This window comes from Streptomyces niveus, assembly GCF_001723055.1.
GTDB lineage: Bacteria > Actinomycetota > Actinomycetes > Streptomycetales > Streptomycetaceae > Streptomyces > Streptomyces niveus.
Map to the genome: position 1 here is coordinate 1 of NZ_MDCR01000050.1, position 16,342 is coordinate 16,342.

Sequence of the window (16,342 nt, forward strand, 5' to 3'; positions counted from 1 at the left end):
CCGCCTGCGCCCCCACGGGGCGGAACTCGTCGGCGAGATCGCCCGGTTCGAGGACAGCTACCTCCTGTGCTACGTCCGCGGCCCCGAGGGCATCATCGTCGGACTGGCCCAGCAACTGAACTGACCACGCACGGCCGAGTGCCGTCATCATCCGCTCCAGCTTCGGATCCGTCCCCGGATCCGCCGAGTCCGTCGAGCACATCCACCGCCACCGGATCGACACCCCTCAGCAACGGATGCCGGGCGGCGTACGGCTCCGGGTCCACCCCGCCGAGCGCCACACTCCCCAGCAGCATCACCAGGCCCGCGTACGCGGGCCCCACCCACGCGCGCGGCCAGATCTGAGTCAGCAGACTTGAGACCTCCCCACCCGGCGGAACGAAGACACCGATCTTCGCCTCCTTGACGAGAAGGCGACCATCTTCTGCCCGTTCCGATCGGGGCAACCTTCAGGCGGTGGTACCCCCTGCCATCACGACAGGGGGTACCACCGCATTCACCGTCAGGGCAAGAACTCGTAGAACGGGCCGTCAGGTGCGAAGTTGCGAGAACACAACGTCACATCCCTCCCCTTGAGATAAGCCAGCAACCACTCGCCGAACGTCATCTCGTAGAGAGTCCAGGCCGGACTGTCGAACTCCTGGACCACGACGCGCCAGGGCGACGAGGGGTCGTCGGGAACGCGAAGGAAGACCGCCTCACCCGTCGTGGCCGTTGCCACCGGCATCAACTCTCCGGGGTTCCCCCCTACCGGACTTGGCAGGAACTCCACCATGTCCTCGTCGCGCCAGAGCTCGAGATCCCTACTGATCATTCTTCCCAGACTGTGCAGAAGATGACCGGCTGGGTGCTTCAGATACAACTGCCCGTTGATCTCGATCGAACCGTAGGCGTTCACGATCTCACGGAAGTCCGCAGGGAATTCGATACCGAGTTCCTGCTCCAGTTCGATCCATGGTGCCGGATCCGACCAGTTGAACCTGGGCTCACCCAGCAGGGATTTGATTTCCGAAAGCATTGCCACCGCTGTACCTCTTCTAGCACTTCGATCCGATGCCGGTCGGGGAGTTGATCGCGGTGCACGAGAAGTTGTCCGTGATATCTCCCGTGGGTCCGTATGCGGTCATTCCCACCTGAACGAGTGTAGGAACAGCGGAGCGCGGATCCCCGTAGATGGGAACGACCGAAATGGACAGTTTGTTGCCCCCGGTCAAGTGCTTCCAGCCGAAGCGTTCCACCTTGCTGGCCATCCTTCTATTTGCACTTCCGTGCAGAGCCACCAGGTTTCGAACATCCTGACCGGTACCCTTGCCCCAATAACCTATCAGGTGACCGGCTTGAGGCTCCCCGCCACCTGCCCTTATTTCTCCCATTCCGTCCGGCGAAACTGACGGTTCACAATCGGGGCACTTCGGCATGCCGTTCGCCCCGGTGCGCGACCTGCGGTCGCTCTTGGTGAGGTATGCAAACGCGCCGGTCGCCCTGCAGCCCTTGTCTCCCTGGTGATTCGTGTACTCCTCAAGACCTCCGTAGATCCGCCCTCCGTCGATCAGAGGCATCGGGTTGCAGGTGACAGTGTTGTTGTCGGTACCCCGCGGGGCGGGCCTGGGCGCGGAGCCCGGCGACGGCTGGGGGGTTGGGCTCGGACGCGACCGGGTGGACGAATCGCTGGAACTGGAATCATCCGCCGACGGCCTCAGCATGTCGCCGATGGCCTGTCCGGCGTTCCTCAGGTTCTCCTGGCCCTGCGGAGTCGACGTTGCGGCGGCGGCTCCGAAGAGCGCCGCCCACCCGTAGTAGATGGCCGGAATCCCGAACCAGACGGCGTGACCGTCGAGTTCGACACCGCTCACCGGGTTGCCGCCGGTGAAGGCGTAGCGGTTACCGGTGAACGGGTCCGACCCCAGGCCCATGTCGGACAGGGCCCCGTTGTACATGTCCCGGGTGGTGAAGCGGTTGAGCCCCGGGCTGTAGTCGCGGAAGCCCATGTCGTACGTGCCGGACTGGGCGTCCCAGCGCTTCGCGTTGTAGCGGTAGGGGTTGTACGTCTCCTTGTCCGGCTGGCCCGCCTCGGGCTTGTCGATCCCGGTGAACTCGGTGGCGTCGTTGTTGCCGTAAGCCGTGTAGCCGTAAGTCGCCTTGGTGTCGCCCTTGTCGTCGGTCAGGGTCTCGACATCGGTGTGGCTGTTGTAGCCGTAGAAGCCGTCCTCCGTCGTACCGTCGCTGTTGTGCTTGATCTGCGACAGGCGCTCGCCCCACGGGCTGTACTGGTAGGACTTGGTCAGCTCGCCGGCAACCTTCTCGTCGAGGACCTCGTCGGACAGGCCCAGGTACTCGAAGTCGGTGGTCTTGCCGTCCGCCGTCTTCGACGCGGTGCGGTCCAGCGGGTCGAAGGTGTACTTCGTCGACTTCAACGCGCCTGCGGCGTCCGCCTTCTGGGACTCCACGACGTGGTCGAAGCCGTCGTACACACTGCGCTCGACGACCTTGCCGCCTGAATTGACCGACTGCTGACGGCCGAAGGGGTCGTAGGTGTAGTTGGCGACGGCGCCCGACGTCGTCGCCGTCAGCAGCCTGTTGCGGTCGTACTGGAACGCGGTGCTGACACCCTTGACTGTCTGGCTGACGACGTTGGCGTTGTCGTCGTGGACGTACGTCTCCGTGCCGGCGCCGTTGCCCGTCTTGACCGACTTGGTGAGCCGGTCGGCCGGGTCGTAGGTGAAGTCGGTCGTGGAGTCGAGGTACGCCGAGCGGTTGTCGGCGTTCATCTTCTTCGCCGCGTCCCGCGCCTTGTTGCCGTTGGGGTCGTAGTCGTAGGTGTGGGAGGCGACCAGCGTGGTGCCGTCCGCCTTCTTCTCCGTTGTCGACTTCAGCGCGCCGTTGAGGTGGTAGGTGTGGTCGACGATGTTGCCGTTGGCTTTGGTCTCCTTCAGTTTCTGGCCACGGTCGGTGTACGTGTACGACGTGACCTTGGGGGTGCTGTCCGTCGCGGACTTGCCGACGGACACCGTCTTGACCTTGTCCCGCAGGTCGTAGGTGTACGTGGAGAACTGGCTGGGGTGGGTGACCGTGTCCGACTGCCCGTTGGCGTCGTACGTGTACGACGTCGCCTTCCTCTCCGTGCCGGACAGCGACTCCGTCACCTTCTGGACCTGGTTGAGGCCTGTGTAGGCGATGGCGTAGGCGTCGGCCTTCGCCCCGGACGACGTGTCGTCGATCGACGTCAGGTTGCCGTTGACGTCGTAGGCGTAGTCGAACGTCCGCTTCTCGTTGTCGGTCTCCGCGGAGTTGTCACGGACCAGCTTGACACCGTCCGCGACCACGACGCCGGCGCTGTTCTGATCAAGCTTCAGCTTGGTGTCCTCGCCCTGCTTGAGGGCGTAGCTGCCGAGGCTGACCCAGGTGCCGCTGCCGGCGTTCTGGTCCTTGGTAACGGCCGGTTCGGTGGTCGTGCCGTGCGACAGCGTGTACTTCGCGGTCGTGGCCGCACCCGTCACCTTCGGGTACGTCACGTACGCGGTGTATGTGCCGTCCTTGGGGATGTCGAGCGTCCACGTGAAGGCGTCCGTGCCGGCACCGGCACTGTGGGTGCGGTGGTTGTAGCCCTGCTGCCCGGTGATGTCCCCGGTGGCCCAGGTGCCCGTGGAAGAGGTCTGCTGGGTGTCGGAGTTGTCCGCCAGGACTACCGACTTGCCCACCGGAACACCGTCGTCGGAACGGGACTTGACCTTTCCGTCGGGGTAGAACGACCACGTCATCGTGCGGTTGGAGGAGCCGCCCGCCGATGTCAGTGTCCTGGCCGTCTGCTGGCCCATGGCGTTGTAGTCGTAGGTGGTGGCAATGGACCACGGGTCCGTGGATGCCTTCGTCCAGCCGTTGTCGAAGTAGTCGAACTCCGTGGTGTTGCGGACCGACTGCCCCTCCGAGGGTGGCATCGAGGTCTTCGCGACCCGGCCCACGGCGTCGTACTCGGTCTCCGTGTAGACGTCGGGGTCGTTGTGGCGGGTGTCCGCCGGGTCGTACGGCTGGTACTTGCGCTTCGGCCGGTTCAGCGCGTCGTACTCGGTGCGGGCGGTGAACGCCGCGGTCGTCCCCGCTTCGACGGCGCGCGGGGTGATCACCTTGGTGGAGTTGCCGACCTGGTCGTACTCGTATCTGGTCGTCCGGTAGGTGATCGGCGAGGCGCCGCTGTACGGGATCTTGACCTCGGTCTGCTTGCCGCGCTCGTCATAGCTGATGAGCGTGGTGTTGTTCTCTGCGTCCGTGGACGACGTGACCAGCGAGTCCTTGTCGTAGGCCTTCTTGGTGGCCTTGCCGGCGGCGTCCGTGACCGTGGTGACCCTGTGGTTCAGGTCGTAGGCGGTCTTGGTCGTGTAGTCGGTCGTGTCGGCCGTGGCGTTCTTCTTCGGGTCGATGACCTTGGTGGTGTTGCCGACGTTGTCGTACTCGTAGCTGAGTTTGTCCCCCTCCGCGTCGACGACAGAGGTGAGTTGATAGATGTCGTCGTAGTGGTTGGTCGTGACGAAGTCCGTCGCGTCTGTGGTTGTCAGCGTCCCCTTCGGCTCGGTCGTCGTCCTGAGGTTGCCGACCTTGTCGTAGGTGTAGAGCGACTTCCGCTCGCCTGACGTCGTGGTGTCCTTCGGCGCGGTCGCCGAGACGATCTGGTCGGTCTTGTCGTACACCGCGGTGGACACCGCGCCGTTGGGTGCCGTCGACGTGGTGACGTTGTCGTTGGCGTCGTACACGGGCGCCGGTGCCGTGATCAGGTCACCTGCGGCCTGGTCCTTGGGCTCGGTCTTGACCAGCGGACGTCCGAAGGTGTCGTACGTCTGGGTAATCCTCGTGCCCAGCGCATCGGTTATGTCGGTGACCTGGCCACGCTCGTCGTAGACGAACGTCGTCGACTTGTTCAGCGCGTCCGTCATCGTCCTCGGGAAGCCCGTGGGCTCGAAGTCGCTGTTGGTGTCCGCGTTGCCGTTGGCGTCGATCGCCTTGGTCAGCTGGCCGTGAGCGTCGTACTCGTACGACGTGGTGTAGTCACCCGCCGTCGCCGTGGAGACGCCCTTGGGGTCGGTGACCGTCTTCAGATTGCCGTAGGCGTCGTAGCCGAACTGCCACTTGCGGCCCTCGGGTGAGGTCTTGGTGGCGAGATCGGCCGAGAAGCCGTCGAGGCGCGGCTGGTACGTGTACCGCACGGAGTTCGCCGGGTACGTTCCCGGAGCGCAGTCGCCCGCGGGCGGCACGCCCGCCTTGTTGTTCTCCGCGTCGCGCTGCCAGAGCGGGAAGCCCGTCTTCTGGTCGTAGCAATACGCGGTCTTGGCGCCGTTGTCCGCCTCCAGGTAGGTGACGTTGTTGTCGGCGTCCCACGACATCTTCGTGGTCTGCGACTTGGCGTTGGTCGTCTGGACCGGGCGGCCGAAGTCGTCCGTCACGTAGTCGGTGGCGTGCGACTCGGCGTCGGTCACCTTGACGTCGGTGAACTTGGGGTTGGCGGCGTTCACGGCGTACGTGAAGCCAGTGGCTCCCTGCAGCCGGTCCGTGACCGTCTTCGTCCGCCAGTGGTACTTCGGTTCGTCACCCGCCGACGGCTCGTTGTAGGCCATCGATGTCGCGTTGCCGCGGGGGTCGGTGGCCTTGACCAGCTTGACGTTCTTGTTGCCCTGGGTGGCGTCGTACGTGAAGGTGAAGTTCTTGGGCTGCGAGCTGCCCACACCGTCGGTGAACTGCCCGAGCAGTCCCTTGTCGGTGTAGTAGAACTCGACCTTCCGCCCGGAGATGTCGGTGACCGAGCGGATGTGGTCGTAGATCTTCGAGTTGTTGAGCTTGCCGGCGTCCGAGGTCAGCACGCCCGAGTCGTTGACGTACTGGAAGCCGGTCTGGCCCTTCTCCCAGTAGTCGACGGTCAGTGACTCCCGGCCCGCCGGGTCGGTGATGTACTTGAGGAACTTGGTCGGCTTGTTGTTGGACTTCCGCTCCTCGTACGTGAACAGCTGTGTGTTGCCGTTCTTGTCGACCGTGGACGTCATGTAGCCGTCGCAGCCGAAGAGGAAGCGTGTGCCGTCCGGGCGGGTCAGCGTCCAGGCGTCCGGGATCGGGTCGCTGCTCGGCTTGCAGTCCAAGCCCGCCTTCATGGTGACCTTGTAGTGGACGCCCGCCGGGGCCTTCCAGGTGCCGTCGTCCTGCTTGCGGAAGACGTGCGTGGTGCCGTCACCGTCCGGGAGCCTGAGCTCGGTCGGGTTCGGGTTGGGGTGGAAGTCGAGCGGCGCGCCGAGCCGGATCGGGCCGGCGGCCTGCGTCGACCAGCCGTGGCCGGAGACCGTGTCGGAGGTGTCGAGGGAGTTGTAGGCCATGCGGAAGAACGTGCTCAGTCCCCGGCCGGGGTTGCTGAACGCGTTGTACTGCCACACGCCGTTGCCCGACGAGAGGTTGTTCATCACCGTCGAGCCGGCGCCCGTGTTCTTGCCCGCGTAGGCGTAGAACTTCTCCATGCCCAGCTGGTTGGAGGTGGGGTCCTCGACCGCGACGTTCTGCTTCAGCGACGGGATGCCGCCGGTGCCGGCCGACAGCCAGCTGCCGTCGGCGATTTTGCGTACGTCCCAGCCGAGCGCGTACTCGGTCCGCTTGTTGCCGGAGTCGGAGTTGATCGGCGTTTTGACCTGCGCCTGGATGGTGGCGGAGTTGCCGGGCGGGAGTGCCGGGATCGCCGTTTTGAGCTGGTTGCCGCCGTTGGTGGAGTCCGTGCCGTCGGGCAGCTTCCAGGTGTAGGAGAGTTCCCGCTCACCGGCGGCCCAGCCCGCGCTGGTGGTGTTGGTGACCGTCATGTCCACGGTGTAGGTGGAGTTGGGGGTCATGCGGGTCGGGGTCTGCGGTGCGTAGTACGTGTCCTCGGTGGTGGCGTCCACGTAGATCACGCGCAGCAGCGGGCGCAGTTGGGGGTCGGGGGCGGCGGTGGAGAGGAAGATGGAGCGTTCCTGGGGGCCGCCGGTGGTTTCGTCCTTGAGCTTGATCAGGGCGCCCTTGTTGCTGGTGGGCGTCTTGACCCAGCCCTGGGTGAGGGATGTGGCGTCCCACCAGTGGCGGCCGAGGTCGGTGTTGAAGGCGGGTACGTAGTCGGAGACGGCCGCGGAGTGGTCGCCGCCGGCGGTTGTCCAGGCGGTGGTGGAGGTGGCGTTGTTCCAGGTGGCCTGGGTTTCGGTGAAGTCCCGGGTCAGGCCGTGCAGGTTGTATTGGGCCTTGCTGGTGGGGATGTCGCGTTCGGTGAGGGTCGACCACAGGAAGGCGCGGCTCTCCAGCACCGTGGCGGTGGCGGGGATGGTGGTGGTCGGGAACTTGATGACGGAGCGAGTCTTGCCGTAGGTGGCGGAGTTGTTGCCCACGGTCAGCCAGTCCTGGCCGAGGGTGCCCTGTTCGACGGTGTTCAGGTTCGTTGTCGGCTTGAGGGAGGACAGGGTGGTGTCGGTGACACCGGCTCCGGCCTGGATGAGCCGCATGGTGCGGCCGGCCTTGGGGATGCCGACGACGCGGGTCGGTGACCCGAGAACCTGCCCGTCACCGGTTTTGACCGCGATCTGGTAGTAGTACGACTTGCCGATCTGCTCCGAGCTGGAGTCCGGTGTCGGCACCGCGGTCGTGTCGGTGTACTGGGTGAGCGTCTTGGGAAGCGGCGCGACAAGTGTCGCGGCCGACGGCGTGAACACCTGCTGGGTGGAGCGGTGCAGCTGGTATTCGGCGATGTCGAGCTTGGTGTCACCGGTGGTGTTCTTGTACGCCGGCCAGGACAGCTCGGGGCCGGTGCCGTGCACAACGGTCGGCGAGTTCAGCGAGGTGCCGACCTTGCCGAAGGTGACGGTCAGGCGCGGGATGGTGGAGGTCTCGCCGCCGTAGTCGTAGTCCCCGGCCTGGTACTGCGGACCGCCCAGCGGCGCGGTCGAGGACTCGTCGAGGGCCTTGATGACGAAGCCGTGGTTCGGCGAGGTGCCCGAGACCCACTTCTGGACGGTGTCACCGACCCGGAAGTTGTGCCACTCGTTGTACTCGCCGATGTCCTTGCGGATCTGCGCCGGGTTGACCAGCCTCACCGCGTCCGCGATCGTCCGCTTCGTGGAATCGCCCGTGTCACCGAGAACGACCTTGCCGGTGTTGCCCTTGGCGAAGTCGATCTGCGTGGTGCCGAGCTGGCGCCAGCCGGTCGTGCCGGTGGCCTGGTTGACCGTGAAGTCCGCCGTCGGCTCGGCCGAGGTGACCGTGTACGGGGCGGCCGTCGCACCGTCCGCCTGCACCGGGGTGTGGACCTCGACCTTGTAGTCGGCGGCCTCGGGAACCATCGGCTGCCAGGTGTACGACTCACCGGTCGCGGTGTTCTTGTTGTACGCGTAGTCGCCGGCGTTGCCGGTGCCGGAGACCCGCGGCCACTCACCGACCGCGGCCGTACCGGTGTCGCCGTCGTCCATCAGGACGGTGGTCGAGGACTGCTCACCCACCAGCGCGCTGGTCTTGTCCCACGTCGCCGTGGTCTCGTCCCACGCACCGGTGGCCCGGCGGACCTCCACGTCCACATTGGTCGAACCCGTGGTGTGGACCTGGTCGAAGTACAGCGACAGCTGCGCCGTGTCGATCTTCGAACCGGCGGGGATCTCGTCCAGCGGGAACTGGACCAGCGAACGCGCGATGCCCGTGCTGCTGGTCTTGCCCGCCGACATGTCCCAGGTGCTGTTGAAGTTCGTCGTCGGCTCGTCCGAGCGGACCATCACGTCCTGCGACTCCGACGGCGACGGCGCGATCGTGATCGTCGGGTCGATCACCACCGGGTACTGCCGCTCAGAGGCCGCCAGCCACTTCGCGTCCGGAGTGACCGTCAGCCGCCACCCTTTGCCGTGCCGGGTCAGCTTCTGCGACACCTTCGCACTGAAGGACGTGCCGTACGGTGACGCCTTGTCCTTCTTCGCGTCCGTCATGTACGCCGGTGGAATCACCAGCACCGGGTTGCCCGGATCCTCACCGAACAGGGCGATCGAACCATCGCCCCGCTCCTTCGGTACCAGCTCGCCCGCATCCAGCGTGAACACGAACCGCAAGGGCTTCACGGGCTGTTCGGCCAGGGTGATGTTCTCCTTCACCCGGCCCGCACCCACCTGATACGAGACGTCCGCACCAGCGACCAGGCCCTTGTAGGTGACCGTGTCACCCTTGGCCGACGGCGTGACACCCTTCGCCGCACCCTTCAGGCCCAGGGTGACCGCCTGCCCGCCGGCGGTCTCGAAACGCACCAGCTTCGACGCGTCCGTACCGAACCAACTGCGGCCCGTGTTCGATGTGTTGGCGAAGGCGAAACCCTTGTCCTTCGACGCCTTCACCGTCGGGTCGATCGGCTTCCACGACGACCCGGACCGGTAGGACACGGGGGACGCCGACAGCTCCGCCTCCACCCGCCCGTCCGACATCTGCCAGAACCGCGCCTGCGGCGTCCGCCGCGAGGTCAGCTCCTTGACGCGCTTGGCCGAAGCTCTCTCTTTGCCCTTCGGCAGCTTCTCCCGGCTCGGTATTTCCAGCTGTCCGCCGACCGGTGGTTTGGCCGGTTCTTTTTCTTCGTCGTCGTCCGAGAACCAGCCAGCGACGGTGTCCACGACGCCCTTGTCATCGTCCTTGGACGACGAAGCGGGGGCCGCATAAGCGACCTGCGGCAGCAGCGTACTCGCCACCGCCGAAACAACTAGACAGGAGATATATCTCCCGTATGGAACTTTCACGTCATTACCTTTTCCACACCGCGGGCCGAATTCCCGGATGCGGAAGGGGACCGCACACAGAAAAGCGGCACGCCGAATAAGCCCATCGGGGGTTTCCGATGCAGCCTGAATCCGTGCCGCTCTTCTGCGCGCGAGCAGGGATCGGACTAGCTCACGAGCGCGGCGCCTGGGATTATGGGTCAGCGAAGTGACGCCACGTCAAGCCCACGGACATTCAGGGCAACACGAACACCCTCCGCCGCTTCGCCCCTTTTGTTCAATTGCTGGCGCAGCGCGCGGCGCGTGATGTATAACCGCCCGGTTCGACTTCTGCCGACTCACCGAAAGCCGGGCACGCTCATGTCATCGAAGGAATCCACGGAAAGCACAGAAACGGAAACCGCGGAGCGGGAAACCGAAGCAACGGCGGGCACGGAAACGCCAGGCACCGAACCGGCGGACGGGAACAAGGACAAGGACACGGGGAGCCGCGCAGGCATCGCCATCGCCGCCGCCGTGCTGCTCGCCTGCGGCGGCCTCGTGGGCTACGGCTTCCTCAACACCGAGGAGAAACCGGAGCCGCGCGCCGTGCCGACGGCCGAGGTGACGTATGAGGTCACGGGTGAGGGCACCGTCGAGGTCTCCTACCTCGCCCGCAGCGAATCCGGCTCCGCGACCGTCGTCAAGGACGCCGCCCTGCCGTGGAAGAAGACCGTGCGGGTCCCCCTCGACAAGGACCCGACCGTGGCCATCGTCCTCGGCGAGAAGGGCGGCCAGGCCGCCTGCACCGTCGCCGTCCGCGGCACGCACGTCCAGCGCGCAACAGCCAGCGGAACGTACGGCCGTGCCACCTGCAGCGCCCCACTTCCACGGCCCTGAATCACCGCCGCCCCAACTGGGCATGGCGCGCCCACCCGGGTTCCGGGTTCCGGCTTTCACGGAGTACGCACGTGCGCCGCGTCACGACAGATGCCAGTCACCTCAACCGTCCCGAGCGCGGAAGCATTCTCGGGGCGGGGCCTACACCATCGCTACCGGTCGGAACGTGCGCGGACGGGCCATGATCGCAGCGAAGGCGCCCTCATCCCCCTGCTGAGCAAGCGGCACGGCACTCCCCAGCTCCGCGTCAGACGCATGCGTACGACGCTGATTCCCACCCTTGGCGTTCTTCCCCCTCCTCACAGCGCCGTGGCACACAGAAGTCTCACAGATTCGGAGCTTTTCGCCGCACCGAACAATCACGGCACGGAAGGCTGGCTCATCGCGCGGCCTTCATCGGTACGCGGCCGTGCAGCAGGAAGTACATCTGCTGTACGGATTCCTCCGGTCCGGCCACGAACCGTTTGGCCACCTTTCCGATCGGATTCCACACCCGACCATCAGGCATCCGAACCCCTACTGCTTGGCCAAAGAGTTCTCGCTGCCCTCTGTCGAAATTCACCCACTCCGCACCAGCCCGCCTCACTAACACCTCGCCCACGTAAGCCCCGAGCCAGAACAGCTCACGTGCCACTCTCCCCTGCTCCGCACCGGCGCCCCGGAGCCCGTCGGTGATGCGGTCCACCACGCGCAGGCTCGCCACCGAGTAGTCCAGGGGCAGACGGTTCCGCGCCGTCACCCTCCGGACGAACTCAGCCACCCCCGCGCGCATCTCACCGGCCGACAAGAGACGCATCTGTTCCCCACCCGAACCCACCGCGGCCCCCAGAACTCGTTCACTTCCGAGAGCCTCACGCGGGCACTCGGCAGGGAACCCGACGTTGTTCCCTCGTCCAACCAAGCGAGAGTGCGTCGTCAAACGTCACAGTGACCGGCGCGTTCAAGCACTAGCCCCATCGCGGCGATGCCCGAATCGGCCTGCCGTGGCCTGGGCGAAGCCCTGAGCGAGCCCTGGTTCAGCCGGCCCGGCATCGAGGAGCGCCCGCAGGTCTCGCGCCAGGTCGGGGCCGCGTACCGGCGGTCGTCCCGCAGTCCTTGCGCGCAATACCCCCGTCCTGTGCACTGCCTGACGGGCAGTGGACACCGAACGACCTGTCGGGCCGAGCACGATGTGAGGTGCTGTCTGCCAGGATGTGCCGGTGGACGACCTCAGTCGCGCCTGGGAGCGCATCGAGACCTGGCTTCGCGAGAACCAGTGCACCGTTTCCCGGTCCGAGCCGCATCCGGCGGCCTCCGAAGAGGCCGTCCGGGCCCTCCAGGACGCGATCCCGTACCCGCTCCATCCCCACCTCGTGCAGTGGCTCCGAATCCACGGCGGCGCCCCCGTGTCCGACGCCCCCGTCTGGCCGGGCGGCCACGTCCCGTACGACGTCGAAGCGCTCAAGGACGGGCCGGACTACATGCGGGAGATGCTCGACGAGTTCCACGACGAGTTCGGCGCGGACCCCGAGGAATGGGTGATGAGCCCGTGGGCAGACCCGCTGTGGCTCCCCTTCGCCGGTACGAACACGGGGGAGAGTCTCCTCGTCGACCACCGGCCCGGCGCGACGTACGGCAACATCATCGAGATCGACTACGAGAGCGACGAGGTCACCGCGGTCCGCTGGAAGAGTCTGGGAGAGATGATCAGGCTGATGGCCCGGTCGCTGGAGACCGGCGCCCCCATGCCGTATTCGCGCCGGTACTCGCGCGTCCCTCAACGACACGAAGGCCCGCCCAGCCACCTCACCTGGGTGTTGGAGGAAACCGGAGACCATCAGCCCGAGCACGTCGCTCCCGAGGACCAGCTGGTCATCGCGGCGTGGGAGCGGCTGAAGGTCTGGCTGCGGCTGCGCGCGCCGGAGTCCTACGCGTCGCTGCGGCCGGGCGCCTCGGATCACCGGATCGAGCGGGCCGAGCAGCGGCTGGGCTTCTCACTGCGCGCTCCCCTGCGTGCCCTGTGGACGCTGAACGACGGTGTCACCGGCACCGCTGCCGGCGCGTTCCTCAACGGCCTGGCACTGATGCCGATCGAAACCGCCCTGGAGACCCGCGAGTTCCTCGCCGACGAGATGCCGGGCTGGGGCTCACGGTGGGTCCCCTTCACCGCCGACACGGTGGACGAGCCGAGGACGGGCGATTTCATCGACTGCGACACCGGCCTGACCGGTACGTGGGCCAGGGGCGAAGAACCTCGCATGCACCACACACCCGAGGGCGGGTTGACTCTGCCGGGGGCGCTGGCACACATCGTCGAGGTTGCGATGGCGGGAACCGACCTGTCGATGCCGTCGATGGGCGGGGGCAGCCGCCGAGGCCCGCAACGCGCGTAAGGGTGGCCGAACTCGATCGCGCAAGAACCGCTGGTTCGGACCCGGAATCGGACTGCCTCGCACCTCACCTGGCGAGTGAGTGGCGGACCTGGTGCTCGCCCGGGAGACCGTCAGCGTCCGCTGATCGGGGCTGGGCTGTGTCTGTGCTTCGCGTGGTCGGGCCGGTCGCGATGGATCTCACGACCCGCGCTCCACTCGCGCGGCGATGACGCCGCGCACTTGCTCGACGATCCCGGAGTGAAGCCACCCGGTTCGACAACAGTGACCCTGATCCCGTGGCAGGGGCGTCAACCACTGGGCGAATCCAGGTTCTTCAGCATGTGCTGCTGGTGCCGGTGGCCGATCGTCTCGTAGCCGATCACCGTGACGTAGGGGGCGAGCATGACCACGAGCAGGCATGCCGCGATCGGGACGCCGGCTGTGGACAGGATTACCGCCGCGGTCAGCAGCGCGAGGGTGAGGGAGATGAGCAGGAGGTGGAGGCGGTCCGCCGTGGTGAGGAGCAGGGTGTGCAGGAGGTACACCATCAGCAGGTAGAGGCCGACGGGGAGGGCCAGGGACAGGACCACGGCGGCGGGGCCGAGGTCCGAGTGGTGTTCCAGGTCCAGGCCGGCCACGTGGAGTCCCGCGCCCGAGCCGGCGATTCCGATGAAGAGGAGGATGTGGCCGTAGCCGAAGACGTATCCGCGACCGCGACGGCGGGCGAGGATGTCGCCGAAGGGGACGGCGAAGTAGACCCACCACATCCCGAAGGTCAGGCCCACTCCGGCGACCACGACGGCGACGGCGTTCCCGCTCCAGTCCGTTCCGTTCGGGCCGCCGAGAAGGTCACCGGAGGAGGCGACCGTGCCGACGACGCCCTCGCCCAGGGTGATGATCGCGAACAGGCCGTACCGCTCGGCGACATGGTGGGGGTGCCAGGGTGTTCCGCCTGCGCCGCCCTGGGTGAGCAGGGGCAGGGCGAGCTCCAGGATCGCGAGTACGACGAAGGCGGTGAACACGGCGGCGAGCGGCAGTTCCACGAAGCCGACCACGATCCAGCCGGCCTGGGCGATCACGGTCCAGCGGATGTTGGCCATGCCGACCTGGTGGAAGGGCGGTGACTGCCGGGCCGCCCGCCACCACTGCAGCACCATCGCGATCCGCATCACGACGTAACCGATGACCATCGCCCGCAGTTCGAGACGGCCGCCCTCCTCGACGGAGTGGAACATGGCCGGCAGGCCGAGCGCGAAGACGACGACGCCGATCATCTGGAGCATCGTCAGGGCGCGGTACAGCCAGTCGTCGGTGCCGAACGCGGACGCGAACCAGGTGAAGCTGATCCAGGCGACGCAGATCGCGAACATCGCGAGGACGAACGCGGTGATGGCCTGCGTGGCGTGTCCCCCGGCGAGCATCTCCGCGAGCTGGGACGCGGCGGTGCCGACGGCGACCACGAAGGTCAGGTCGAACAGCAGCTCCAGCGGTGAGGAGACGCGGCCGGGCTCTTCCGGATCGCGGCCGGTCATCGGTACGAGACGATGCGCCGGCTTTGCCCTGTTACTCATGCGCAGCATGATGCTGGTGCGGACCCCTGTGGGAGCGGCACGGCGCGGCCGTTACGAACTGATCGTCAGTCGGGGCGTCGGCCATGACGACGAGACCGGGGCCGCTGTGCTCCTGCGCGGGGAGCCGGAGTTCGGCGACCGGGTGCAGTCCGGCCTGCCCGAGCACGCCGCCGAGCGAGGCTTCGCCGAGGTCGACCCCGGACACGTCGAGTCCGCGTTCGGCGAGGTACACGGTCACCGTGCCGGGTCCGCAGCCGACGTCGAGGACAGGGCCCAGTCCGTCCACGGTGTCCGCGAAGGCGTCGATCGACGCCTTGAGCCATGGATGGCGACGGATGTCGCCGACTCCCGTCGTCACCACCATGTGGGCGTAGTTGTCAGCCACGCGGTCGTACGACTCACGGACCACATCGAGGTCGGCCGGACGGTCGACAGGGTGTGCCCGCATCGGGCGACGATAGGACTGGGCGGTTGAGTTGGGGCGTGCGGGTGTTACCCGGAAAATCTCCGAGGCAGGTCGCGGACCTGCGGTAGCGTCTCGCGGATGAGCGTGCGATGCACATGGCGGACCGTGCCGAGACGAGTTGAGCCCGACCTGTGGAGCCGTCGATGAGCAGTGACCTGGTGGTGGTCGGCGCCGGTATCGTCGGCGCCTCGGTGGCCTATCACGCTGCCCGGGCCGGCGCCGTCGTGACGCTCGTCGACACGGGGCGGCCGGGCGCCGGTGTGACGGCGGACTCGTTCGCCTGGATCGGGTCGTCCGGCGTACGCACCGGTCCGGCAGCCGCGCTGCGGCAGGCCGCGACTGACGAGTACCACCGGCTGAAGGCCGAGCTGCCCGGACTCCCGGTGAACTGGTCCGGCTCGCTGTCCTGGGGCACGACGGACGCCGCGCCGGAGGCGGGACCCGGGCAGGAGATCGTTGACGCGGCCACCGCGGCCAAGCTCGAACCCGCCCTGCGGCAGCCCCCGGAGTGGGCCGTCTGGGCACCCGGTGACGGCGCCGTCGACCCGGTGGGCGTGATCGAGCGGCTGGTCGCGGGGGCCCGCGAACACGGCGCCCGCGTCTGTCCGGACAGCGGGGTCACCGCGGTCCGACGGGACGCCGCAGGCCGGGTCGTCGGGGTCGAGACGGCCACGGGGCCGCTCTCCGGTGGGACTGTGGTGCTCGCGGCGGGGGCGGCCACGGCCGCGCTGGGCGCGCCGCTCGGCGTACGTATCCCGGTCGATCCGTCGCCTGCGACGCTCTTCCGGTTCAGCGCTCCGGCCGATCTGGTCCGCACCGTGGTCAACAACCGGGACTTCGATCTCCGGCAGGTCGCCCCGGACCGGCTGATCGCCGCCGCGGACTCTCCCGAACGGACTCTCGCCGCCGTCCGGTCCACCTTCCACGGCGCAGGAGATGTCGAGCTGCTCAGCTCCCGGGTCGGCGTACGCCCCATGCCGGCCGACGGTGAGCCGATCGTCGGCCCGGTCTCCGGCGTGCCCGGCCTCTACGTGGCCGTGCTGCACGCCGCGGTCACCCTCGCCCCGGCCGTGGGCCGCCTGGTCGCCCGGGAGTTGCTCGACGGCGCCCCCGAACCGCTGCTGGCGGGCTGCCGTCTCGACCGCTTCCAGGGCGTGTCCGCAAAGTAGCGTCGTCCGCCCGTAGGGCGGGGCTCGCGGCGTCTGGTGCGTGCGCTCGCAAGGCGGAGGATCGGCCTCGTACCGGGCGTACTCGGTCGAGTCCGACAACGCGGCGAGCGTGCGTGCCAGACGCCGTGAGCCAGACGGGACTTCGCGCACACGCCCTAGCTGTATTGCCCTGTGAGGTTGG

The 16,342-nt window shown here is 67.2% G+C and carries 8 protein-coding genes and 1 pseudogene; 4 read left to right on the forward strand and 5 right to left on the reverse strand.

Features of this window, described 5'->3' with window-relative positions; genetic code table 11:
• Positions 1–124, forward strand: a pseudogene (locus BHU15_RS41160) (VOC family protein); the annotation flags it as partial.
• Positions 125–502: 378 nt separating this feature from the next.
• Here the strand turns inward: BHU15_RS41160 and BHU15_RS07525 are convergent.
• Together BHU15_RS07525 and BHU15_RS07530 are read right to left on the reverse strand one after the other, a co-directional pair.
• Positions 503–1,018, reverse strand: a complete 516-nt coding sequence (locus tag BHU15_RS07525; protein ID WP_069626460.1) for an SMI1/KNR4 family protein — start codon at positions 1,016–1,018, stop codon at positions 503–505.
• Positions 1,019–1,037: 19 nt separating this feature from the next.
• On the reverse strand, positions 1,038–8,747 hold the full coding sequence (locus tag BHU15_RS07530) for a golvesin C-terminal-like domain-containing protein (RefSeq protein WP_255293050.1): 7,710 nt from the start codon (positions 8,745–8,747) through the stop codon (positions 1,038–1,040).
• 1,338 nt (positions 8,748–10,085) lie between these two features.
• Between BHU15_RS07530 and BHU15_RS07535 the strand changes: the two genes are divergently transcribed.
• Positions 10,086–10,604 (forward strand): hypothetical protein, encoded by a 519-nt coding sequence (locus BHU15_RS07535; RefSeq protein ID WP_247748752.1) that lies wholly within the window; start codon positions 10,086–10,088, stop codon positions 10,602–10,604.
• Positions 10,605–10,983: 379 nt separating this feature from the next.
• Here the strand turns inward: BHU15_RS07535 and BHU15_RS07540 are convergent, their stop codons facing one another.
• Entirely contained in the window at positions 10,984–11,364 is a 381-nt protein-coding gene (locus BHU15_RS07540; RefSeq protein ID WP_401919745.1) for a hypothetical protein, read from the reverse strand.
• A gap of 439 nt (positions 11,365–11,803) precedes the next feature.
• Here BHU15_RS07540 and BHU15_RS41165 point away from each other — a divergent pair, with 439 nt between their 5' ends.
• Positions 11,804–12,976, forward strand: a complete 1,173-nt coding sequence (locus tag BHU15_RS41165; protein WP_069626461.1) for an SMI1/KNR4 family protein — start codon at positions 11,804–11,806, stop codon at positions 12,974–12,976.
• 287 nt (positions 12,977–13,263) lie between these two features.
• On the opposite strand, the gene BHU15_RS07550 is transcribed toward BHU15_RS41165, so the two are convergent.
• Complete coding sequence (locus BHU15_RS07550) at positions 13,264–14,526, reverse strand: low temperature requirement protein A (protein ID WP_255293049.1); 1,263 nt, start codon at positions 14,524–14,526, stop codon at positions 13,264–13,266.
• Positions 14,519–14,974, reverse strand: coding sequence for a methyltransferase domain-containing protein (locus BHU15_RS07555; protein ID WP_247748754.1), 456 nt, complete (start codon positions 14,972–14,974; stop codon positions 14,519–14,521). Before BHU15_RS07555 ends, BHU15_RS07550 begins: the two co-directional genes overlap by 8 nt.
• 161 nt (positions 14,975–15,135) lie before the next feature.
• Here BHU15_RS07555 and BHU15_RS07560 point away from each other — a divergent pair, with 161 nt between their 5' ends.
• Positions 15,136–16,161, forward strand: a complete 1,026-nt coding sequence (locus BHU15_RS07560; RefSeq protein WP_069626465.1) for an NAD(P)/FAD-dependent oxidoreductase — start codon at positions 15,136–15,138, stop codon at positions 16,159–16,161.
• Positions 16,162–16,342: the final 181 nt, after the last annotated feature.

Excerpts from the sequence above, each read along its gene's own strand:
- BHU15_RS07525 (WP_069626460.1), bottom strand. The coding sequence starts at position 1,018 with ATGCTTTCGGAAATCAAATCCCTGCTGGGTGAGCCCAGGTTCAACTGG.
- BHU15_RS07530 (WP_255293050.1), bottom strand. The coding sequence starts at position 8,747 with ATGGTCCGCTCGGACGAGCCGACGACGAACTTCAACAGCACCTGGGAC.
- BHU15_RS07535 (WP_247748752.1), top strand. The coding sequence starts at position 10,086 with ATGTCATCGAAGGAATCCACGGAAAGCACAGAAACGGAAACCGCGGAG.
- BHU15_RS07550 (WP_255293049.1), bottom strand. The coding sequence starts at position 14,526 with ATGAGTAACAGGGCAAAGCCGGCGCATCGTCTCGTACCGATGACCGGC.
- BHU15_RS07555 (WP_247748754.1), bottom strand. The coding sequence starts at position 14,974 with ATGCGGGCACACCCTGTCGACCGTCCGGCCGACCTCGATGTGGTCCGT.
- BHU15_RS07560 (WP_069626465.1), top strand. The coding sequence starts at position 15,136 with ATGAGCAGTGACCTGGTGGTGGTCGGCGCCGGTATCGTCGGCGCCTCG.